At 70.1% G+C, this 20,166-nt stretch carries 23 protein-coding genes and 1 pseudogene; 11 read left to right on the top strand and 13 right to left on the bottom strand.

Features of this window, described 5'->3' with window-relative positions:
* Positions 1-52: 52 nt before the first annotated feature.
* The 6 genes from ACFZCY_RS19055 to ACFZCY_RS19030 all read left to right on the top strand — a co-directional run bounded on the left by ACFZCY_RS19055 (position 53) and on the right by ACFZCY_RS19030 (position 4,752).
* A complete protein-coding gene (locus ACFZCY_RS19055; RefSeq protein WP_391174070.1) occupies positions 53-2,374 on the top strand; it encodes a nitrate- and nitrite sensing domain-containing protein in 2,322 nt (773 codons plus the stop codon).
* Positions 2,371-2,799, top strand: coding sequence for a roadblock/LC7 domain-containing protein (locus ACFZCY_RS19050; RefSeq protein ID WP_391174072.1), 429 nt, complete (start codon positions 2,371-2,373; stop codon positions 2,797-2,799). The genes ACFZCY_RS19055 and ACFZCY_RS19050 overlap by 4 nt, the downstream gene beginning before the upstream one ends.
* Positions 2,792-3,172, top strand: coding sequence for a DUF742 domain-containing protein (locus ACFZCY_RS19045; protein ID WP_391174074.1), 381 nt, complete (start codon positions 2,792-2,794; stop codon positions 3,170-3,172). The genes ACFZCY_RS19050 and ACFZCY_RS19045 overlap by 8 nt, the downstream gene beginning before the upstream one ends.
* Entirely contained in the window at positions 3,153-3,758 is a 606-nt protein-coding gene (locus ACFZCY_RS19040) for an ATP/GTP-binding protein (RefSeq protein ID WP_391174077.1), read from the top strand. The genes ACFZCY_RS19045 and ACFZCY_RS19040 overlap by 20 nt, the downstream gene beginning before the upstream one ends.
* Positions 3,759-3,875: 117 nt before the next feature.
* A complete protein-coding gene (locus ACFZCY_RS19035) occupies positions 3,876-4,124 on the top strand; it encodes a hypothetical protein (RefSeq protein WP_391174080.1) in 249 nt (82 codons plus the stop codon).
* On the top strand, positions 4,105-4,752 hold the full coding sequence (locus tag ACFZCY_RS19030) for an HAD family hydrolase (protein WP_391174412.1): 648 nt from the start codon (positions 4,105-4,107) through the stop codon (positions 4,750-4,752). Before ACFZCY_RS19035 ends, ACFZCY_RS19030 begins: the two co-directional genes overlap by 20 nt.
* 37 nt (positions 4,753-4,789) lie before the next feature.
* Here ACFZCY_RS19030 and ACFZCY_RS19025 read toward each other — a convergent pair whose 3' ends face one another.
* The 11 genes from ACFZCY_RS19025 to ACFZCY_RS18975 form a co-directional block, all read right to left on the bottom strand.
* On the bottom strand, positions 4,790-5,482 hold the full coding sequence (locus ACFZCY_RS19025; protein ID WP_391174083.1) for a 2'-5' RNA ligase family protein: 693 nt from the start codon (positions 5,480-5,482) through the stop codon (positions 4,790-4,792).
* Complete coding sequence (locus ACFZCY_RS19020) at positions 5,479-6,894, bottom strand: extracellular solute-binding protein (RefSeq protein ID WP_391174086.1); 1,416 nt, start codon at positions 6,892-6,894, stop codon at positions 5,479-5,481. The genes ACFZCY_RS19025 and ACFZCY_RS19020 overlap by 4 nt, the downstream gene beginning before the upstream one ends.
* A 47-nt stretch (positions 6,895-6,941) precedes the next feature.
* Positions 6,942-7,763 carry an ABC transporter permease subunit gene (locus tag ACFZCY_RS19015; protein WP_391174089.1) on the bottom strand — a complete coding sequence of 274 codons (822 nt, stop codon included), beginning with the start codon at positions 7,761-7,763 and terminating at the stop codon, positions 6,942-6,944.
* Positions 7,760-8,599: an ABC transporter permease subunit gene (locus ACFZCY_RS19010; protein WP_391174092.1), complete on the bottom strand. Its 840-nt coding sequence runs from the start codon at positions 8,597-8,599 to the stop codon at positions 7,760-7,762. Before ACFZCY_RS19010 ends, ACFZCY_RS19015 begins: the two co-directional genes overlap by 4 nt.
* A 148-nt stretch (positions 8,600-8,747) precedes the next feature.
* A complete protein-coding gene (locus tag ACFZCY_RS19005; protein ID WP_391174095.1) occupies positions 8,748-9,761 on the bottom strand; it encodes a substrate-binding domain-containing protein in 1,014 nt (337 codons plus the stop codon).
* Positions 9,754-10,377 carry an HAD-IA family hydrolase gene (locus ACFZCY_RS19000; protein WP_391174098.1) on the bottom strand — a complete coding sequence of 208 codons (624 nt, stop codon included), beginning with the start codon at positions 10,375-10,377 and terminating at the stop codon, positions 9,754-9,756. The genes ACFZCY_RS19005 and ACFZCY_RS19000 overlap by 8 nt, the downstream gene beginning before the upstream one ends.
* A 75-nt stretch (positions 10,378-10,452) precedes the next feature.
* Positions 10,453-10,947, bottom strand: coding sequence for a fatty acid desaturase (locus tag ACFZCY_RS18995; protein WP_391174101.1), 495 nt, complete (start codon positions 10,945-10,947; stop codon positions 10,453-10,455).
* 40 nt (positions 10,948-10,987) lie between these two features.
* Positions 10,988-11,869, bottom strand: coding sequence for a hypothetical protein (locus ACFZCY_RS18990; RefSeq protein ID WP_391174104.1), 882 nt, complete (start codon positions 11,867-11,869; stop codon positions 10,988-10,990).
* The gene (locus ACFZCY_RS18985) at positions 11,859-13,625 is read right to left on the bottom strand and encodes an AMP-binding protein (protein WP_391174106.1); all 1,767 of its coding nucleotides are present in this window, start codon (positions 13,623-13,625) and stop codon (positions 11,859-11,861) included. Before ACFZCY_RS18985 ends, ACFZCY_RS18990 begins: the two co-directional genes overlap by 11 nt.
* 283 nt (positions 13,626-13,908) lie before the next feature.
* Entirely contained in the window at positions 13,909-14,448 is a 540-nt protein-coding gene (locus tag ACFZCY_RS18980) for a ZIP family metal transporter (RefSeq protein ID WP_391174109.1), read from the bottom strand.
* A 128-nt stretch (positions 14,449-14,576) separates the two neighbouring features.
* Entirely contained in the window at positions 14,577-14,984 is a 408-nt protein-coding gene (locus ACFZCY_RS18975; RefSeq protein WP_391174112.1) for a winged helix-turn-helix transcriptional regulator, read from the bottom strand.
* 88 nt (positions 14,985-15,072) lie between these two features.
* On the opposite strand from ACFZCY_RS18975, the pseudogene ACFZCY_RS18970 reads away from it, so the two are divergent.
* Positions 15,073-15,999, top strand: a pseudogene (locus ACFZCY_RS18970) (NADP-dependent oxidoreductase); the annotation flags it as partial.
* A 238-nt stretch (positions 16,000-16,237) separates the two neighbouring features.
* The gene (locus ACFZCY_RS18965) at positions 16,238-16,426 is read left to right on the top strand and encodes a hypothetical protein (protein WP_391174114.1); all 189 of its coding nucleotides are present in this window, start codon (positions 16,238-16,240) and stop codon (positions 16,424-16,426) included.
* 334 nt (positions 16,427-16,760) lie between these two features.
* On the opposite strand, the gene ACFZCY_RS18960 is transcribed toward ACFZCY_RS18965, so the two are convergent.
* Entirely contained in the window at positions 16,761-17,297 is a 537-nt protein-coding gene (locus ACFZCY_RS18960) for a stealth conserved region 3 domain-containing protein (protein ID WP_391174117.1), read from the bottom strand.
* 24 nt (positions 17,298-17,321) lie between these two features.
* Here ACFZCY_RS18960 and ACFZCY_RS18955 point away from each other — a divergent pair, with 24 nt between their 5' ends.
* From ACFZCY_RS18955 to ACFZCY_RS18945, 3 genes are all read left to right on the top strand, one after another.
* Positions 17,322-17,582: a hypothetical protein gene (locus ACFZCY_RS18955; RefSeq protein WP_391174119.1), complete on the top strand. Its 261-nt coding sequence runs from the start codon at positions 17,322-17,324 to the stop codon at positions 17,580-17,582.
* A 556-nt stretch (positions 17,583-18,138) separates the two neighbouring features.
* Positions 18,139-18,966: a calcium-binding protein gene (locus ACFZCY_RS18950; protein WP_391174122.1), complete on the top strand. Its 828-nt coding sequence runs from the start codon at positions 18,139-18,141 to the stop codon at positions 18,964-18,966.
* 233 nt (positions 18,967-19,199) lie between these two features.
* Positions 19,200-19,361 (top strand): hypothetical protein, encoded by a 162-nt coding sequence (locus tag ACFZCY_RS18945; RefSeq protein ID WP_391174126.1) that lies wholly within the window; start codon positions 19,200-19,202, stop codon positions 19,359-19,361.
* Between the two features lie 192 nt (positions 19,362-19,553).
* Here ACFZCY_RS18945 and ACFZCY_RS18940 read toward each other — a convergent pair whose 3' ends face one another.
* Positions 19,554-20,081 (bottom strand): SDR family NAD(P)-dependent oxidoreductase, encoded by a 528-nt coding sequence (locus ACFZCY_RS18940; RefSeq protein ID WP_391174129.1) that lies wholly within the window; start codon positions 20,079-20,081, stop codon positions 19,554-19,556.
* Positions 20,082-20,166: the final 85 nt, after the last annotated feature.

Raw genomic sequence — 20,166 nt, 5'->3', positions numbered from 1 at the left:
GTCCCCCGCCTCCCTCACCGAACGCCCACACCCCTGACAGCTCGAGGAATTGATGAACACATTCCTGGTGCCACGTTCGATCCGGGCGAAGATCGTCTGTCTACTGATGGTCCCCGCCGTCTCCCTGATAGCGCTGTGGGCCTTCGCCACCGTCACAACGGCGCGCAGTGTCTCGGAACTGAGCCAGTACAAAGAAACCAACTCCACCCTCCTCAAACCCCTGGACTCGCTCGTCACCGCCGTGCAGTCCGAACGCTCGGCCAACCTGCGTCGACTCGCCGCACCCAGCCGTGAACGGGCGGACAACGCGGCGGACAAGGAGAGGAACACCGACGCGGCCGTCGCCGCGCTCCGCAGCGGAATCCGGGCGAGCAGTCTGGACAGCGAGGCCGTGGGGGCGAACCCCGCCGGTCGCGTCGACCAGCTGATGTCCGGCCTCGACGACCTCGGCGCGCTGCGCGAGCGGCTGCGCGGAGGTGATGCCGGGTGGCAGGACACCTACGACGACTACAACAGCACGATCGCCCGGGCCTTCGCTCTGGAAGGGTCCCTGGCCGTCGTGCCGGGCCCCGACACGGCCTCGGCGGAGCGCGTCGTCCTCGAACTGGCGCATGCCCGGGAGATGATCGCCCGCGAGGACGCGCTGATGGGCGCCGCGCAAGTGTCGGGACGTATGAGCAAAGGCCAGATCCTGGAGTTCGCCGGCGCCGCCCACACCCAGCGGTACCTCCTCTCCGCTTCCGTGGACGATCTACGGGCCACCGACGCGGCCCCGTACCGGAAGGTCCTCAGCGGGACCGCGATGCGGGACCTGCGGGACGCCGAGGACGCCATGCTCAAGGCAGGCGATGGCGTACGAGCCGGGCTCGTCGCCGCGTCCGCCGGCTGGGGCACACCCGCCGGAGACGTCCTCCAGCAACTCGCGCAAGCGCAGCAGCAGGCGAGGACGCGCGCCGCCGACAGCCCGGCTCCCCTCTCGTTCGACGCCCTCGGCGGCTCGGGGGTCGCCGTTGTCCTCGGCCTCGTGGGGGTGGTCCTTTCGCTGGTGATCTCGGTCCGGATCGGCCGTGGCCTGATCGTCGAACTCACCGGTCTGCGTAACTCCGCGCTCACGCTGGCCGGTCGTGAACTGCCTCGTGCCATCGCCAGGCTGCACGCCGGGAAACCCGTCGACCTCGATGCCGTAGCCCCCATGCGTCCCCACCGCGACGACGAGGTGGCACAGGTCGGCGCCTCATTGGTCGCCGTCCACCGGGCCGCGGTCAAGGCAGCCGCCGATCGGGCCGAGGTCTTGCACGGCATCTCCGGCGTCTACGTGAACCTCGCGCGCCGCAGCCAGGTGCTGGTGCACCGGCAACTCGCGCTGCTCGACACGATGGAACGCCGTAACGAGGACCCGGCCGAACTGGAGGACCTGTTCCGGCTCGACCATCTCACCACCCGGATGCGCCGCCACTCGGAGAGTCTCATCATCCTCTCCGGCGCCGTGCCGGGGCGTGGCTGGCGGCGTCCCGTCGCGCTCATGGACATCGTCCGGGCAGCCGTGGCCGAGGTCGAGGACTACGGCCGGGTGCTGATCACGGATATCCCAGCGGTCCGGCTGCCCGGTGCGGCGGTGGCTGACCTCACCCACCTGGTCGCCGAACTCGTCGAGAACGCCACGGCGTTCTCACCCCCGCACACCAGGGTGCGCGTGTCCGCCGAGCGCGTCGGCGCGGGCATCGCTCTGGAGATCGAGGACCGCGGCCTCGGCATGGACCAGTCCGCGCTCGCCGAGGCCAACCGGCGCATCACCGACGCCGAACGGATCGACCTGCTCGACAGTGGCCAGCTCGGCCTGTTCGTGGTGAACCGGATCGCGCACCGCTTGGACGTGCGGGTGGCCCTGCGATCGTCGGTGTACGGAGGCATCGTCGCCGTTGTCCTGCTGCCGGGCCACGTGGCGGGCGAACCGATCGAGGAGACCGGCGAGGGTGCGGCGGTCGGGGAAACGGCCGCGGACGGCGCTCCCGCCGGCCTGCCCCGCCGCATTCCGGTCAGGCCGGGTGCCGCCGTCCCGGCGGAGACGGCGATCGCGGACGTGGACGCGGGCCAGGTGGATGCGGCGCCCGCTGCCCCCGTCCCGGCCCCGACGCGACCGCCGGAGGAGCCGGTGGGCCGGCCCGAGCTGCCCCGTCGTGTACGCCGGGCCGGTCAGGCACCCGGACCGCCCGAGGAGTCCGAACCGTATGAGCAAGCGCGGAAACCGTCCGAGCGAACACCGGAGGAGGCTCGCGCCGTCATGGCGTCCTTCCGGACGGGCTGGACCCGCGGCCAGGCCGTCAGGACGGCGCCGCGCGACCACGACACAGCAGGCGAAGGAGAGCACCCATGACCGGCACGGCCCAACGCTCCAGTGAACTCGACTGGCTTCTGGAGGAGCTCATCGCCCAGGTACCGGAGATCAGACACGCGATCGTGCTCTCCGGCGACGGACTGCCGGTCGGCACGTCGAAGACGCTGTCCCGGGACGACGGAGAACGGTTCGCCGCCATCGCCTCCGGCTTCCACAGCCTCGCCAAAGGCACCGGACGCCACTTCAGGGCGGGCAGGGTCGTCCAGACGCTGGTCGAGCTGGAGGACGGATTCCTGTTCGTCGTCACCGCGGGCAAGGGCTCCTGCCTGGCGGTGTTCAGTGAGGCCGGCGGCGATGTCGGCCTGGTCGCGTACGAGATGGCCCGGCTCGTCAAGCGGGTCGGTGCGCACCTCGGCACTCCGGCGCGCGGCGAGGCCGGTGAGACCTCACGCCTCGATGACTGACTCCGATCAGCGCTGGTACGACGAGGAGGCGGGGCCCTTGGTGCGTCTCTACGCCGTGACGACCGGGCGGGCACGCGTCGGCGCCGAGCAGCGACTCGACCTGATGACCGTCATCCATGCGGTGCCGCCGGACCCCGATCACGACCCGGTGCTCTCGCCCGAGCAGGCGGCGATCCTGCGCCTGTGCGGCACACGACCGCATCCGGTGGCCGACATCGCGTCCGACTCCGGACTGCCACTGACGGTCGTACGAGTGCTCCTCGGAGATCTGCTGGGAACAGGCCTGATCCGCGCCACGCCGCCCGTCCCCCCGGCCCGGCTCCCCGACGCACGCACCCTCAGGAGAGTGATCGATGGACTCCGAGCGCTCTGACGCGCCAGCGCCCTTGCTCGCCCTCAAGATCCTGGTGGCCGGGGGCTTCGGGGTCGGCAAGACCACGTTCGTCGGCGCGGTCAGCGAAATCCGGCCGTTGAACACGGAGGAGCTTCTGACGGAGGCGGGCCGGATGGACGACAGCCTGGACGAGGTCGCCGACAAGCGCACCACCACCGTGGCACTGGACTTCGGCCGGATCACCTTCGGCGACGACCTCGCGCTGTATCTCTTCGGCACTCCGGGCCAGGACCGGTTCTGGTTCCTGTGGGACGAGCTCGCCACCGGCGCTCTGGGCGCGGTGGTGCTCGCGGACACCCGGAGGCTGCGGGACTCCTTCCCGGCCGTCGACTACTTCGAGCGGCGCCGGCTGCCGTTCGTCGTGGCCGTCAATTGCTTCAACGGCCTCCGGGACTACAGCGCGTGTGAAGTGGCGACAGCGCTCGACCTGGACGAGAAGACTCCGGTGGTGCTGTGCGACGCGCGGGACCGGGAATCCGGGAAGGAGGTCCTGATCACACTGATCGAGCTGGCGGGCGAATCCGCCACCACTTCCGCCACCACAGCACCGTGGACCAGCCCGTAGGCGAGATGTGGCCTGGCCTTCGCCATGTCCGTGTCCGCCCGGACGAGGTTGCCGGCCAGGCGGCCGCCATCGGCCGCCACCGCGGCGGGTCCATGGAGGCGGGCCACGCTCTGGACCGTGTCGGCCTGCGCCGCGTACAAGGCGGCCGCCGGCACCGCGAGGGCGGTACCGGGCAGGCTGAACGTGATGGTGCCGCCGAGCAGGGCTACGAACGCGATGCCGGTGACGGCAACCGCCGTGGCGACGGCCCAGGTACGGGTGACGGAGCGCCGTCTTACGAAGCAGGCGGTGAGGCCCGCCAGGATCGGGGCGCCGCCGATGGCGATCACCGTGCTGGTGGCCACTCCTGACAGCGCGACGGCGTAGGCGTTGGGTCACGTTCGACTGTTTCGGCACCCTCGTGAACTGGCGCCACGGCATCGCCACCGGTATCGAACTGGTCGCGCCCGGCAAGGGCTGGGAGCTGCTGGAGGTCTACAACCGGCACGAGCCGCAGGTGCGGCGCGAGCACCCCTCCATGCACTACAGCGATGTCCTGGCGGAGCCGCTGAAGCGGACGGCCGCCGAGGCGAAGGTCGAGCTGGTGGAGGAGGACACCCGCGCACTGTCGGCCGGCATCCCGTGCTGGCCGGCCTTCCCCGACACCCGGCAGGCCCTGCGCGAACTGCGGGAGTCCGGCTGGAACCTTGCCCCGCTGACCACTTGCGACCGGGTCGTCATCGGCGAGACCCAGCGCCGGCTGCGGGTTCAGTTCGACGCGATCGTCACCGCCGAGGACTCCGGTGCGTACAAGCCGGCCCACAACTCGCCGAGGTCGAGGGCTTCCCCGCCGGCTTCGCGACGCTGCGCGCACAGGGGGACGGCACGGTCGAGATCAAGGAAGTTCGTGCGCCCCGGGCAGCGCGGTGCGCACCTGGGCTCGCGGAGTCCGGACCGTCCGGCTGGGGCCCCGCTCTCGTCGTCTTCGGCGAGAGCGGGGCCGGCCGGCGGTTGAAGCACGGGCGAGCGAGGACGGTCGGCCCCGGAGGTACTCAGCGGGGCAGGCGCCAACTGCGGACGTGTTCCCAGGTCAGTGTCTGCCACCAGCGGCCCGTCCAGTCGTCGCTGCGGGTGCGGTAGAGGGCGACGGTGTTTCCCGGGAAGCTGTCGGAGAAGGGCACGGGGAGTGCGGTGGCGTACTCCTCGACCTCGGCGAACAGGTCCGGGTCCGGGCGTACGTACATGTCGTGCGAGAGCAGCGACAGGTGGGCCCGGAAGGTATCGGCGTCGAAAGGATGTGCCGCCGGGTTGGGCGCCGGTGTCTCCAAGGGGGCGATGGCCGTGTCGATCCGGGCGGCGAGGGCCACGAGCGCCGTGTTCGGCGTGGTGCCGTCGGCGAGGTGGTGGACGTCGTAGACCAGCCCCACCCCCTGGCGGCGGATGCCCGCGTTGTGGACGGTGAAGGCGGGAACGTCGGCCACCGCCCGGGTCACGGCCTCGACGATCTCCTCTTCGGGACCCGGGAGGTGCCGGCTGCCGACCAGGGTCGCGTGCGGCGGGAACGCGCCCGCCGAGACGAGCCCGTACTGCGCCCGCAGCTGGGCGGTCACGGCGGTGACCGCGGCACAGGTGACGGGGTCGGGGCGCAGATAGACTCCGTAGCGGTACGGGTCTCCGGGAGCCTGCGCGAAGCGCTCGTTCGAGGTCGTGGCCGTAGTTGCCGCCGTGATGATGTCGTCGGTCACTGCCCCGCCTGCTCCCGGTAGTCCTTGATCTTCGCCGTCGCCGCTTCCTGCGCCGCCTTCAGCGCGGCGTCGAGCGGCTTCTTGCCGCTGAACGCCTGCTGCATCTGCGGCACGACCGCGTCGCGCACCCCCTGCATGGCGCCGGTGAGGCAGCCAGAGGTGGCCGTCGTGGCCGGCGTATCGGCGAACTGCTTGTCGAGCACGGCGTAGGGCTCGTGCTGGGCGAGGAACGTCTTCCACGTGGACGAGTTGTCCACGTCGGTGTTGATGGGGGCGTATCCCGACGCCTTGGCGAATCGTTCCTGCGCTTCGGGCGAGGCGAGGTAGCCGATCAGCTTCCAGCTCGCCACCTGCTCGGCCGCGCTGTGCCCGGTCCGGTTCAGCCACATCGCGGCGCCGCCGATCGCGGCCCCCGCCGTGGAGGGCGAGCCGGAGAGCGGGTAGGGCAGCGCGCTGTAGCCCTTCATGCCCCCCTCGTTGAGGCCGCCGATCGCGCCACTGGAGTTGAACATCATGGCCGTCTTGCCGGCGGCGAACGCCGACAGGGCGGCGTTGCCGTCGTCGCCGGTGTCGAGGCCGACGCCGTCGGTGTAGAGCTTGGCCATGGTGCCGAACGCGGAGCGCTGCGGCCCGCCGGCCAGGGACAGCGCCGTGGCCCCGCCGGCCTTCCGGCCGTTGTCCGGGGTGCAGTAGGGGACCCCGGCCGCAGCGGTGAGCTGCTCGAACCACCAGCCGTCGATGGGCTGGTCGATGCCCTTCACACCCGGCAGCACGGCATGGACCTTCCGCGCCGCGGCGGCCACGCCCGTGAGCGTGCCGAGGGTCGAGCGGTCCACCTTCGCCCGGTCCAGCAGCTTGTCGTTGACGTACAGCAGGGGCATGGACGTGTTCAGGGGTACCGCGAGGAGCTTGCCTTCGGCCGTGTAGTAGTTGCGTGCCGCAGGGCGGAGCTTGTCGAGGTCGAGGTCCCCCGGGTTGGCGGCGGCCATGTCCTGGGCGGAGACCGTCTGCCCGGCGTCGCGCAGATAGCCGCTGGTGATGTCGTTGGTGATCATGACGCTCGGGGTGCCGCCGCTGCGGATCGCGGAGGTGTACTTGGCGATGGCGTCGGCATAGCTGCCCTGGTACGACGCCTTCACCACGATCTTTCCGACGTTGGCCTTGTTGAACGCGTCGATCTCCTTCTGCAGCGCCTGACTGGCCGGGGCGCCGATGCCGTGCCAGAGCGTCACGGTCACTGGTTTCTTCGCATCGGCCAGCGCCGACGGACCGGGCACCGCGTCGGCGGACTTGCCGCCGTCGGCGCTTCCGCAGGCGGTGAGGGTCAGGGCGAGGGCAGTCGTCAGGCAGCCGGCCGCGACGCGTGCTCGCGGTCCGGTCCGGGAGGGAGAGGGTGAGGGAAACAGGGGCATGGCGGATCGGCTTTCTTTCTCGGTTGCCCATGGGCGGGCTGTGGGGGCTAGGTGGTGACCCGCGCGGCCAGGCCGCGGACCAGGAATCGCTGGCCGAACAGGACGAGCAGCAGGGTCGGCAGAAGGACCAGGAGGGTGCCGGCGTAGATCACAGCTGGTGTGGTGACCCGGTCCACAACGAGTTGGGAGAGACCGACCTGGATGGTCCGCCGCTGGGGGGAGTCGGTGATGAGCAACGGCCAGAAGTAGCCGTTCCACGCGGACAGGGCGCACCACATCGCCGCCGTGACCAGCTGAGGCCGCGCCATGGGCAGGACGACGTGGAACAGCGCACGCAGGTCGCCGCAGCCGTCCATGCGGGCGGCCTCCCACGTTTCGCGCGGCAGCCCGAGGAACGCCTGGCGGAGCAGGAAGACCGCGTAGCCCGCGGCGAGATACGGGATGACGATCCCGAGCACGGTGTCGCGCAGCCCGAGCCCGCTGACGAGTTCGAAGTTGGGAATGACCAGGCTCTCCCCGGGGAAGGCCAGGCTGGCCAGCACCAGAGCGAAGGCGGCACCCCGGCCGCGCCAGCGGGGGAAGACGAACGCGTAGGCGGCGAGCGCGGCCGTGGTGAGCTGGGCGGCGGACTGCAGGGCGGTGACGGCCACGCTGACCATGTACTGCTGGGCCAGCGGCGCGGAGCCCAAGGCGGCGCGCACGTTGTCCAGGGTGAACCGGTCCGGCAGGGGGACGAGCCGGCCGGCGGCCACGTCGGCCGGAGGCAGCAGGGCGGTGACGACCGTGACGTAGACGGGGAACGCGACGACCACGACCACGGCGCCCAGCCACAGCCAGCGCAGCAGGGAGGCCACTCGGCTGCGTGTCATGCCCACCTCTTCACCATCCCGAACTGGAGCGCGGTGACCAGCAGGACGAGCAGCAGCAGGACCACGGCCAGGGCCGAGGCCGAGCCGACGTGCGGCAGCGCCTCGCCGAACGCGCGCTGGTAGAGCTCGAACACCAGCGTCGAAGTCGAGCCCGCCGGGCCGCCCCGGGTGAGGACCTGGACCTGGGTGAAGACCTGTAGTCCGCTGATCGTCTGGGTGACCAGGAGGAATATCAGGCTCGGCCGGAGCATCGGAATGATCACCGAACGCGCCATCCGCAGCCCCGACGCGCCGTCCAGTGCCGCCGCCTCGATGACCTGCTGGTCGAGCTGGGTCACCGCGGCCAGCAGGACGAGGAAGGCGAATCCGAACTCGTACCACGCGGTGGCGAGCGAAACGGCGACCACGGCCCACTCCGGAGAGCGCAGCCACTCCGGCCCGGTGACGCCGATGTGGTGCAGCACTTCGTTGAGGGTTCCGACCGCCGGAGCGAACAGGCCCGCGAACACGGCCGCCGAAGCCGCCGCCGAGTACGCGAACGGCATCGACAGCAGCACCGACACCACGGCCCTCGGCCTGCGCGCGGCCCGGCGCAGTGGGAGCACCGCCGCGAGCGCGCCGCCCACGGAGAGCAGCACGCTGAGCCCGGCGATCGCCACCGTGGTCAGCAGCGCCCGGCGCAGGTCCGGATCGGTGAACAGTTCGGCGTATTGGTCGAGGCCGACGAACCGGGTCGGATCGCCCAGCAGGTCATTGCCGTACAGGCTCAGTACGACGCCGCGGACGACCGGCCAATACGCGAAGACGAGGAGAAGGCCGACGCACGGCAGGACCATCAGCGGACCGGCGAGGCCGCGTGGGCGCCGGACCGGGCGGCGTGCTGCGCCCCGGCGGAGTGGAACGTTCCCAATCATGGGTGGAACGTTCCCACCCAGCGACGGACGGGCGCAGCGGCCCTCGGGTGAACACTGCGCGAAAAGCGGGTCAGCCGGTCGGCGGGCCGGTCGTACGGCCCACGACCAGCGTGCCGGACAATGCCTGGTGGTGGTCGGGCGGTTGCTCGCCGTCGAGCAACCGCACCAGCGAGTCCACGGCCTGGCTGCCGATCAGATCGATCGGCTGGCGCCAGTGCGTGAGCCCGATCAAGGGCGTCGCCAGGTCTCCGATGCCGTCGTAGCCGGTCACCGACAGCTCCCCCGGTACCTCCACATCCCGCAGACGGAGTTGTTCCAGCAGGGCGACCGCGTGCCGGTCACTGGGGGCCATCACAGCGGTGATCTCGGGATGTCGCAGCACTTCGGTTGCCCACGCGCCGGCCGTCTCGCGACGCGGCCCCGAGATCTCGAGCACGCGCGCTCCACGCTCCCGCAGGTAACGGGTCATGGCCGCCGTCCGCGGCCCGAGCGTCACGGAACTGCTGGTCGGGACGGTAACCACCGCGATCTCGCGGTGCCCAAGACCGAGGAGATGGTCGGCCAGCGCGGCGCCCCCTTCGTCCTCGTCACAGTAGACGCTGGTGATGCTCGGATGGGTCTCGGGACGCCCGGCCACGACAGTGGGCAGCCGGGTGGCGAACGAGAGGATCTGCTCGCTCGGCAGCAGCCCGCTGCACACGATCAGCGCCTCCACCCGCAGCATCGCCAGGGTTTCCAGCGCCCGGTACTCGTCGCTCACCTCGAACCCGCCGGAGCCCGTCGCGGTGACGACCCGGTAGCCGTGGAACGCCGCGCGCTCCTGCATCGCGGTGAGCAGGTGGCCGTAGAAGGGCGTCGCCGCGTCCCGGACGAACGCCCCGACGGTATAGGTGCGGTGGGCGACCATGGCCCGGGCCACGGCATTGACGACGTAGCCCAGTTCCTCCGCGGCCCGCAGCACCCGCCGTCGGGTCTCCTCCCCCACGCTGCCACGTCCCGAGACCACCCGGGACACCACCGACTTGGACACCCCGGCCCGCCGGGCCACGTCGATGATCGTCGGATTGCGAGGCCGGTCAGCCACCGAGCACACCCTCCTGGGCGAGCACGGCCGCGGCCGCGTCGGCTCCCGTCCACCTGTGGGCGCGCCAGCCGTGGGCGCGGGCCGCCTCGACGTTCTCCCGCCGGTCGTCGAAGAACACGACGTCCGAGGGGGCACGGCCGAGCCGTTCGTCAGCACTCCGGTAGACGAGGGGATCGGGTTTCATCAGCCCGAGATCGGACGAAAAGACCAGCGTCGAGAAGAGGCCGCTCCATGACGCCCGACGGATCGCCTTCGCCAGCGAGCCCGGCGCGTTGGACAGGACTCCCAACGGTATTCCGTGGTCTGCCAACCGGCCGAGCAGTCCGGCCGCTTCGGGCCCGAGGACCGACCAGCACTCGGTGTCGATGCGGTCGAGCCGGTCGACCCAAGCCTCGTTCAGCCGGCGCCCCAGATCCCTTGCGACCCGTTGCCAGTACTCATCGGGAGAGACACCCAGGTCGTAGGCATCGCGGTAGGCCCAGTACGGGCCGGCGAGGTCGGACTCGGGTACGTCGAGAGCAGCGGCCAGCGCGCCCAGCGCACGGCCGGACGGAGCGAGGACGCCGCCGAGATCCCACACGACCATCGTCGACGATTCATTTTGGGAACGTTCCACAAGCGACGATCCTAGCGGCTCGAAGAACGGCCGCCCGACCGGCCCTCATGACGTGGGCGGCCTCCCTGGCGAACCTCAGACCTCCAGCGTGATGCCGTACCGGCGCAGCCATCCGTCGAGGCCGAGGACCATCCACGGCATGTGCGCGTACCACAGGCCGCGGATGCGGGCCTTGAATCCCGTGCCGTGCAAGTTCGGCGAGTGCGGGTCGCCCTCGCGGTCGGCGAACTTGTGATGCCGGCGGTGGGTCGCCACCCAGAACAGCAGCGGGCCCTGCGCGGCCATGGAACCGGCGGCCATCAGGACGTCCTGGAACCACGGTGAGGTCTTGAACGCCTTGTGGGCGAGGTACCGGTGCAGCCCGATGGTGACGCCGCCCAGGTGCACGCAGTAGAACAAGCCGAACAGGACCACATCGGTCACCGTGAACCGCCCGGTCACCAGCAGGTACGCGGCCGCGACGGTACCGATGAGCGGAAGGACCATGGTGGTCAGCGCGGAGAACCTCTTGATCCGCAGGCTTCTCGGGTCGAGCCGGACGATGCCCGCCGGGGCGCTGGGAGCCGACATGGTTCGGTCTTCCTCCTCTCAGGTTTCCCGGGCCGCGGTCCTACGCGCCGGATAGCGGACCTCGGATACCAGTCCCGCGCGGTCCAGGAGGCTGATGACCCCGCCGGTGATGTCGATCTGCCAGAAGCGGTGCCGGTTGTGCGCCAGCGACGGCTGGGAGTGGTGGTTGTTGTGCCATGACCCGCCCACGGAGACCGGCGCGAGCACGGCGAGGTTCTGACTGGAATCCCGGGTCCTGTACGGGCGGCGGCCCAGGGTGTGCCCCAGCGAGTTGACCGTCCACGTCACATGGTCGAAGGACGAACATGCGGGCGAACCCGCCCCACAGCAGTCCGCCGAGCGCGTCCACCGGCCGGCCGGTCACCGCCCAGCCCACCGCTGCCGGCAGGGCCAGCCCCAGAGCGATCCACCAGGCGTAATAACGATCAACCGTGCAGACATGGCGATTGCGCAGCAGGTCGGGGACGAACGTGACCCAGCCCTCCCGCCGGACGGTGAACAGCCAACCGACATGGCTGTGCCACAGACCGCGCAGGGCCGCCAGCCGCCCCTCACCCCGCGGGCGCGGCGAGTGCGGATCGCCGTCCCGGTCGGCGAAAGCATGGTGTTTGCGGTGCACTGACACCCAGAACAGGATCGGCCCCTGTGCCGCCATGCTGCCCGCGACGCCCCACAGGAAGGTCAGCACCGGGCCGGCGGAGAACGAGCGGTGGGAGAAGAACCTGTGCAGCCCGCCCTCGACGCCCAGTGATGTGACGAGGTACATGCCGAAGAACAGCGCGAAGTGCAGCCATGACCAGCCTTGGTGGACCGTGAAGACGATCGCGGCCGCGAAACCGGCCGTGGATCCGCCAACCGTGGCGCAGGCGAGCACGAGCGCGGAGCGATCCCTCGGTGGCGCGGTATCGGCTTCAGCGTTCATGGCCCGGCTCCCCCGCGAGATCGCAGGGCACGAGATCACAGGGCACGAGAGCGCCGCCCAGGGTGCCTTCCAGATACGCCTCCTGCGCGGCCCCCCGGCGGATCTTCCCACTGGTGGTCATGGGGATGGTGCCGACCCGCACGAGGTGCGCGTCGGCCGGCCGGACGCCGTGTTCGGCGGCGACCGCCGCCAGCAGACTGCCGCGTAAGGCGTCGAGCTCGACCCGGGTCCGACGGCTGTCGCGCACCTCGGCGACCACGATGATCTGTTCCTCGGACGTGCCCCGGTACCCGAAGGCGACGGACCGGTGTACGGACGGGTGGACACGGTCGACCGTGCGCTCGATGTCCTGCGGGTAGAGGTTCCGGCCGGCCACGACGAGCAGACCGCTCATCCGGCCGGTGACGAACAGCTCGCCGTCGCGCAGATAGCCGAGGTCACCGGTGCGCAGATACTTTCGCGGACCGGCTCGACCGGCGGGCGTCGCTCCGAACGTCGAGCGGGTCAGACCGGGTTTGCGGTGGTAGCCGGCGGCGACGCCCGGCCCGTGCACCCAGATCTCCCCGATCTCGCCATCGGCCAGCACCCGGCCGACATCCGGATCCACGACAAGCAGCTCGTGGCCCTCCGGCGCGCCCCCGCAGCCGACCATGGGCACGCTGTCGCCCTCCGTGCCCGCCACCCGGCCACGCGACAGCTCCTCCCGGTCCACCCACTCGACGCTGAGGGGCGTCCCGGCCGTTTTGGCCGTCACCAGCAGCGTGGCCTCGGCGAGCCCGTAACACGGGATCAGGGTCTTCTCCCGGTAGTCCCGGGGCGCGAACCGCTCCCGGAAGGCGTTCAGGGTGTCGAGCACGATCGGCTCGGAGCCGCAGAAGACGTGCCGGAGCGACGACAGGTCCACACCGGCCAGATCCTCCTCGTCCACCGTGTCCGCACACAGCTGGAAGGCGAAGTTCGGCGCGACGGTGATGGTCACCCGGTGTTCGGTGATCGCCTGGAGCCAGCGGGCCGGCTGCTGCACGAAGTGCTCCGGCGTCATCATCAGCAACGGCCAGCCGCCGTGCAGCGCCAGCATGATGGTCCCGATGAGCCCCATGTCGTGATAGGTCGGTAACCAGGTCAACCCGATGCGATCGTCCTCCGCGCCGATGTGCCGACCGATGGCGTGGCAGTTACTCATCAGATTGGCGTGCGTCAGCTCCACGCCCTTCGGATCGCCCGTCGAGCCGGACGAGTACTGGATCAGCGCTGTGTCCGTCGGCCGCACCGGATCGTCCAACGCCGTCGAGACATGGCTGTCGGCCGCCTTCGAGGGAGGTTCGTCGTCCAGCGGAATCAGCTGCGGCACCCTGTCCCCACCGGCCGCCATCCCGGCGAATCGCCGCTCATGGCGGGAATCGGCCAGGATCGCACCAGGCAGGCAGTCGGCCAGGATCGAACGCAGCCGGGTCACGGCCCGCCGGTTGGTCGGAGGAAAGGCCGGGACGGCCGTCGCACCGGCCTGGAGTATCCCCATCAGCCCCGCCACGAACCGCAGTCCGGGCTGACCGGCCAACACCACGCGGTCGCCACTGTGTCCTCCGGACCTCAACCGCGCCGCCACGGCGTCGGAGTACCGCTTCAGGTCGCGATAGGTCCACGATTCAACGCGGTTACTCGTCCCGTCAGCCAGAAGGCGGAACGCTGGGCGGTGCGGCGTGAAGCGTGCCCGGACAGCGAGGATGCCGGTGAGCGTCGCATCCGGCCGGGACATGTACAGCGCGATCTGTGAGCACGCTCGATCCTGCTGACGTGTCGCGACCTCCTCCAAACCCCTTTCCAGAGCCGACCCGTTGAGCGCTCCCACCACTCAAGATGAAACTCCTGGAGTCCAATGGCCTGGTCACGTTGCGATCCCTCACCAGGGCGGTGGACAGCAGACAACAGCCGATCAGGCGCGGGCGGTAGCGTAACTCTTCACCTTCCGCTTGACCACAGGGCAGATGGCCGGTCGTCCGCGCTGCGCTCGGATGCCGGGAGGAGAGGACGGCGGGTTCTCAGATGTGGGACAGCGCGAAGGAGACCAGGAAGCCGCTGACCGTGACCAGCCCGATCGCCAGGTGAGCCTTCTGGAACGCCTCGGGGATCATCGTGTCGGCGATCATGGCCAGGATCGCCCCGGCGGCCACGGCGGTCACCCCGGCGACCACGGACGGCGAAAATCCCCCGACCACGGTGTAGCCAAGCACCGCGGAGAGGGTGCTCGCGGCGGCGATGGCACCCCAGGCCCCGAAGACATAGCCCTTGCTGCGCGCGGCCTTCTTCATCCCGGCTGAACTGGACAGGCCCTCGGGGACGTTACTGATGAACACCGCTGCCACCGTGACGAGACTGACGGCGCCACCGTCGAGCAGGCTGACCCCGATCACCGCCGACTCGGGTACGCCGTCCAGCAGCGCCCCCAGCGCCAGAGCGAGCCCCGAGCCGCCGTGTTCCTCCTCGGACGGCTGGGCCTGCCCTGTGTGGTGGCCGGCCATCACCAACGCGATGGCCTTCGGCGGCACGCGCAGCCCGTAGCCCAACGATGCTCCCAGCAACAGCGCCGAGTCTGCCAACAACCCCCAACCCGCCTGCCTGTATTACCTCGGGCATGCCGCCCCGTGTACCCGTGCGAGCGGCGATGACTCCGGGCAGCGTCGACCGGCGGCGGGCCACCACCGGATCCTCACTGGCCGCCCACCTCAAGCGCCGCTTCGCCGCCACGCCGGACGGCGAGCTGCGCGGCGTCGAGCGCATCGAGCACTGCGTCGCCGTTCGCCCTCGCCCACTCGGTCAGCATGTGGATCGGATCGATCAGCGTCGCCCCGAGCGGGGTGAGCTCGTACTCGACGCGGGGCGGCACCTCGGCGTAGGCGTGGCGGCGGATGAGTCCGTGCGCCTCGAGCCGTCGGAGCGTCTGGGTGAGCATCTTGCGGGAGATGCCGCCGATCAGCTCGATCAGCTCGCCATGACGCACCGGACCCTCGCTGAGGCCGTAGAGCACGACCACCGTCCACTTGTCGGCGATCAACTCGACCGCCAGCCGCGCCGGACAGTCGGCGAGAAAGAAATCACCGGGAACGAAACCGCTCATGGCGCCAAAGGTAACCGCGCCACAGGTACCTGCTGGTTCCTATCGGAAACCTAGCCTGGGCTCTCCCCCCCCCGAAGCCAGGAGAGTCATGCGAGTCATCACCCAGCAGACGCTCGGCGGTCCCGAGGTGCTCACCATCGTGGACGCGCCCGAGCCCCAGCCCCTCCCGACCGAGGTTCTCGTGCGCGTCAAGGCGATCGGGCTGAACCCGCTGGAGGCGCGCCTGCGCGCCGGCGAGTTCCCGCTGATCGGCCGGCCGCCGTTCATCCTCGGCTGGGACATCAGCGGCGTGGTCGAGGAGGCGCCGCAGACGTGGCGGTTCAGGCCCGGCGACGAGGTGTTCGGGATGCCGCTGTTCCCGCGGGCGGCGAGCGCGTACGCCGAGGTCGTGTCGGCGCCGGCGCTGCACCTGGCCCGCAAGCCGGCGTCGCTCTCGCACGTCGAGGCGTCGGCGCTGCCGGTCGTCGGGCTGACGGCGTGGCAGGGCCTCGTCGACCTCGGCGGCGTGAGCGAGGGCGACCGTGTCCTGGTTCACGGCGGTGGTGGCGGGGTCGGCCACGTCGCCATCCAGATCGCGAAAGCGCTCGGCGCGCACGTGATCGCGACCGCCGGCGGGAGCAAGCGGAGGTTCGTCGAGGGGCTCGGCGCCGACGAGGTGATCGACTACACGGTGGTCGACTTCACCGAGGCGGTCCGCGACATCGACGTCGTGCTCGACACGATCGGCGGTGACACCGTCGAGCGGTCGCTCGAAGTGCTCCGCCCAGGTGGTCACCTGGTGACGGCGGTCGCCGAGGAGGATGCGGAGCTGACGGCCACGTACGAGGCGGCCGGCATGCGCTTCAGCGGTATCGCGGTCGACCCCGATCCGGTCGCCCTGCGAGGTCTCGTCGCACTCGTCGAACAGGGCAGGCTCCGGGTCCACGTGCAGCAGACGTTCCCGTTCGAGCGCGTCGCCGACGCGCACCGGCTCCTCGACGGCGGTCACCTCCAGGGCAAGCTCGTCCTCACCGTCCCCACGGCAACGCCGGACTGCTCGGCTGGGTGCCAGGCGGATTCGCCGTCAGTATCACCGTCTACGTTCTCGCCGTCGTGGGCGGCGTAGCCGTTGCCACCTGGGCCCACGCTGCGGCGAAGGCAGTCGGACGCGACAGCTGATGGGTCGGCTGGACGGGCATCGCGACGCAGCTGGATCGCTGACGGCGTCGGGCGCTCGACAGTGAAGAACAGTCCGGCTGTGCCGGCGCGGGGTGATGCAGCAGGCCGTCCGCGACGGTCTCGTACAGATCAGCCCCACACGGATGTCCGGCTGGCAGTCCGAATACCAGCGGGCCGAGGACGAAATCGACGACCTTCGTACCCTGGCGCCGTCCGACCGGACACCCTTGAGCAAACTCGCCGAGGCTCCGGTGCAGCGCTCATATGACCAGTATGCGGGCTAGGGCAGCGTCGTCACGATCGCCGCTTGAACCGCTGCTCGGATCGGCGAGGGGGTGCGGGTCAAGGCCATCGATCCGGTCAACTGGATCTGGACCGTGTGCCGTCAGACCACCCCGACACCCCCGGGGGCTCATCGACAAGGGCACCAAGGACAATCGCCTTCTGGCGACACCCAACAAGGACCGCGCAGAGGAAGAAAGGCAGCCATGCTGGCGCGGGATACTCATGGTCTGCCCGAGAGCACCGCCTGTGTGCCATATCTCCGCACACACCACGCGCACCGAGCCGGGAGCCAGGCATCAGCCAAGCGTTGATCATTCCAGCCGCACAAGTTCGTCAGCGCTCGTAGCGGCGGGGGAAGGGGAAGTAGTTCTCCAGGAAGGTGTGGAGTTCGGCGGTGACGCGCTCCTGTTCGTTCTCCGGCGTGTTGACATCGTTCAGGCAGAAGAAGTCGTGGCTGCGAGAGGTGAGTTCGGCGAGAGCGTCGGTGATGTTCGGCCGGGCCACGTCGATGTAGCGCAGCTTGTACTTGGCCGGCACTGCCCGGCCGGTGAGGTAGGTGTAGTGGTGGTGCAGGGATGTGGCCATGGCGATGTCGGTGACCGAGCGGAAGCGTGAGCGACTGGTGCGGGCGATGTCCTCGGCGAAGCGTTCCTCCAGCTCCTGCATGACCGTGCGCCGCTGGGGGTGTGGGGTGTGCATGAACTTGTTGACGGTGAACCGGGCGTGGGTGTTCCGCAGCAGTGCGCGGACGTTCTTGCCCGCGGAGTTCGGCGCGGGGTCGTCGGGGTGTGGTGCTCCCAGGCCGAGTTGGAAGGGTGAGAAGGGGAGCTTGGCGACGCCGTTGCCGTGGAAGAAGTGCCCCGCGGTCAATTCGACGCTCTACGCCTCGATGCCGTGGCCGAGGCGGCGACCGGCAAGCGCGATATTGAACTGCTCGCGGGGCTCCCGGACACTTTCGCTGACGGCCGTGACGGACAAGCTGTCGGGCTCTTCCGCCTGTACACCTACAAGGGCGGGCAGTTCAGTCGTCGGCTCTTCCAGCTGAGCAGAGAACTGCGCCATGCGCTGATCGTCCTCGCCGATCGCTCGCCGATGCCGTCCCCTACGTGCGGGGACGTCTTCCGGTGGGCGGCCGAGGCCGGCCTGCCGCAGTGACCACGGAGACCAGACGAACTGCCGAGGGCCGCTGTAGGCGAGCGGCGGGCGCGTCGCGTACCGGGCGGCGAGTTACGGCGACCGAGCGCGGTGATGGCAATCCCGGACGCGCGGTCCGGACGGTGGCCTGGGTCCCGCGGCCGCGCGACCGGTCGAAGTCCTGTACTTCTCCAGCGGCCGGCTCCGGCACGCCGGACCGGATTCGCTCCACCGGAGGCGGGTGTGGTGCGGAATGCTGAGCCACGTGGCGGAAACGCAACCGCGCTGGCGCGCCGGCACGAGCAGCCACGAGCCGGTTGCCAGGGAGCGGATGTCCTGAGCGGTGCACCGGCGGGCGGTGCCGGGGGGGACGTGGACGGACTCATGGGAATTCCTGCCGCTCGCAGAGCGCGCATTCCGACAACGCGGAGAAAAGTCCCGGTGTCGTAGGGGTGAACGCGAAATGGGAATTCGGAAAGATCGGTGAACAGGGCATGGGAGTGGCACAACCCCGCGCGGATTTTCCACGTCGAAACGGGTGATCGGAAATCAGATCCACTCCCCACGGAGGTCTTTCGTGTCCACCCTTGGCCCGCGCTCCCGCCGCGTCCGCCCGGTCGGTGTCGCCGCCTTACTGGCCGTCGCTGCCAGCACCGGACTCTTCGCCTGGAACGCCCAGGCCGCCACCTCGCCCGCGTCGTCGTCGCCGGTGTCGCCGGCCGCGTCGCCGGCCACCGTGACCGTCACCGACGGAGTGATGGCCTACACGACGGCAGACGGCCAGACCAACAAGCTCATCATCAAGCGGGTCAGCGAGACCGACACCACGCTGACCTTCGGCGTCGACGACGTTGTCGAGATCACCGCCGGCACCGACTGCACCCACCCCACTACCACCGACCTGACGTATGTGACCTGCACCGTGCCCGTACCCGACCCGGACCACGGCGGCGACCAGGGCAACGTCGAACTCGGCGACGGCAATGACAGCGTCAAGATCTCCGGCGGCGATGTGAACGTCTACGGCGAGGCCGGGGACGACACCATCGTCGGCGCTTCCGTCGCGGTGGGCGGCGACGGCGACGACACCATCAGCCAGGCCACGAACGCGAACGGCAACGCCGGCAACGACACCATCACCGACTCGTTCGCGGTGTGGGCCGGGGACGGCGACGACACCGTCATCGGCGATGACGTGGCCAACGAGATCTACGGCGGCGCCGGCGACGACTATCTCGACGGTGCCGGCAACGATGACTCCATCGACGGCGGAGAGGGCGACGACACCATCAAGGGCGGACCGGGCAACGACTACCTCTTCGGCGGCCCCGGCCAGGACGGCATCGACGGCGGGCCCGGCAACAACGTCATCGACCAGGACGGATCCCTCCCTGAGGGGTTCTGAGGGGTCCTGAGGGGACCTCAAGAGATCGCAAGGGACTCAGGGACCTGAACTACAAGACGGCCCGGGTCGACGACCCGGGCCGTTCCGCCGCCGAACGGGCAGACGGTCGACTCGGCCGGTTCCGCCCGTGCTTCGTCGGCGGCCGAGGGTCGGGAAGCTCGGCGGAAGCGGTGGCCGAGGAAGGAGCGCTGGGGGCCGCCCAGCTCGGTGAGCCGAAGGCGAGGAGACTGCCCGTGGCCGGCCCGGTGACCACGGCAGTGGCCCAGCGGCGCATCATCCTCATGCCCACCACCGTCCTGAGGAAGAATGCCGGCAGCGATCAAGAAAGGGAGCGTCGTGCGGCTGACGATCGACACCGGGACGGGCTGGACGATGGCTCGGACGGCGTCCGTTGATGGCTCCGGCGGCGCGGGCGATGTCGATCACTCCAGGCGGCCTGGCCGGCGCCCGAGGTGGAACCGCCGGTCAGCTGTCGTGCGAGGCCCCGGCGACCTCTCTGGCCGGGGCGGCGACGGCGGTTCGATCAGAGCCCACTACTCGTCGTCCACCATCCACAGCCGAGCTCTCACACCTCACGAACGGCCGAATCACTCCATGCCTTCGCCAACGGTGCGGTCAGTGCACGAGCAGGCCGCCGTTGGCGTCCCAGCACGCTCCGGTGACCGCGTCCGCGTATTCGGCAGCGAGCAGGATGGCCATGTCGGCGACGAACCTGGGGTGCCCCAGCCGTCCGGGGTCGTCTGCTCGATCCTGGCGGGCGTGTCCGGATCGCCGCTCCGGCAGACCACCGGAAGGTCCTGCGGTCCTGGGGAGATCGCGTTGACGGTCACACCGTGCGGACCCAGTTCGCAGGCGAACACCTTGGTGGGCGTGGCCACTCCCGCCTTGGCCGGCGCATAGTGCGCGTCGGTTGCGGTACCGCCGTTCTGCCCTGCGAGGGAGGCGATGTTGACGATGCGCCCGTAGCCGCGTTCGGCGAAGTCCTCGCCGAAGACCTGGCAGCCGAAGAGGGTGGCGTCGAAGTTGGTCGACACTGCCGTGCCGAAGCTCTCGGCACTGATCTGCAAGCCCCCTTCGACCGGGGACAGTCCGGGGTTGTTGACCAGGACGTGCACCGCGCCCCACCATTCGGCCAGCTGGCGGCCAACTGGTCGAGCACTCGGCTGAAGGCGTTCTTGTCGTGCACGTCCAGGCCGAGCC

It is taken from the genome of Streptomyces sp. NPDC007983 (assembly GCF_042958345.1).
Lineage (GTDB): Bacteria > Actinomycetota > Actinomycetes > Streptomycetales > Streptomycetaceae > Streptomyces.
This window is presented reverse-complemented; position numbering and strand designations above follow the sequence as displayed.

Excerpts from the sequence above, each read along its gene's own strand:
- ACFZCY_RS18990 (WP_391174104.1), bottom strand. The coding sequence starts at position 11,869 with ATGAACGCTGAAGCCGATACCGCGCCACCGAGGGATCGCTCCGCGCTC.
- ACFZCY_RS19015 (WP_391174089.1), bottom strand. The coding sequence starts at position 7,763 with ATGACACGCAGCCGAGTGGCCTCCCTGCTGCGCTGGCTGTGGCTGGGC.
- ACFZCY_RS19050 (WP_391174072.1), top strand. The coding sequence starts at position 2,371 with ATGACCGGCACGGCCCAACGCTCCAGTGAACTCGACTGGCTTCTGGAG.
- ACFZCY_RS18995 (WP_391174101.1), bottom strand. The coding sequence starts at position 10,947 with ATGTCGGCTCCCAGCGCCCCGGCGGGCATCGTCCGGCTCGACCCGAGA.
- ACFZCY_RS18965 (WP_391174114.1), top strand. The coding sequence starts at position 16,238 with ATGCAGCAGGCCGTCCGCGACGGTCTCGTACAGATCAGCCCCACACGG.
- ACFZCY_RS19020 (WP_391174086.1), bottom strand. The coding sequence starts at position 6,894 with ATGCCCCTGTTTCCCTCACCCTCTCCCTCCCGGACCGGACCGCGAGCA.
- ACFZCY_RS18975 (WP_391174112.1), bottom strand. The coding sequence starts at position 14,984 with ATGAGCGGTTTCGTTCCCGGTGATTTCTTTCTCGCCGACTGTCCGGCG.
- ACFZCY_RS19055 (WP_391174070.1), top strand. The coding sequence starts at position 53 with ATGAACACATTCCTGGTGCCACGTTCGATCCGGGCGAAGATCGTCTGT.
- ACFZCY_RS19010 (WP_391174092.1), bottom strand. The coding sequence starts at position 8,599 with ATGGTCCTGCCGTGCGTCGGCCTTCTCCTCGTCTTCGCGTATTGGCCG.
- ACFZCY_RS19040 (WP_391174077.1), top strand. The coding sequence starts at position 3,153 with ATGGACTCCGAGCGCTCTGACGCGCCAGCGCCCTTGCTCGCCCTCAAG.
- ACFZCY_RS18985 (WP_391174106.1), bottom strand. The coding sequence starts at position 13,625 with ATGTCCCGGCCGGATGCGACGCTCACCGGCATCCTCGCTGTCCGGGCA.
- ACFZCY_RS19045 (WP_391174074.1), top strand. The coding sequence starts at position 2,792 with ATGACTGACTCCGATCAGCGCTGGTACGACGAGGAGGCGGGGCCCTTG.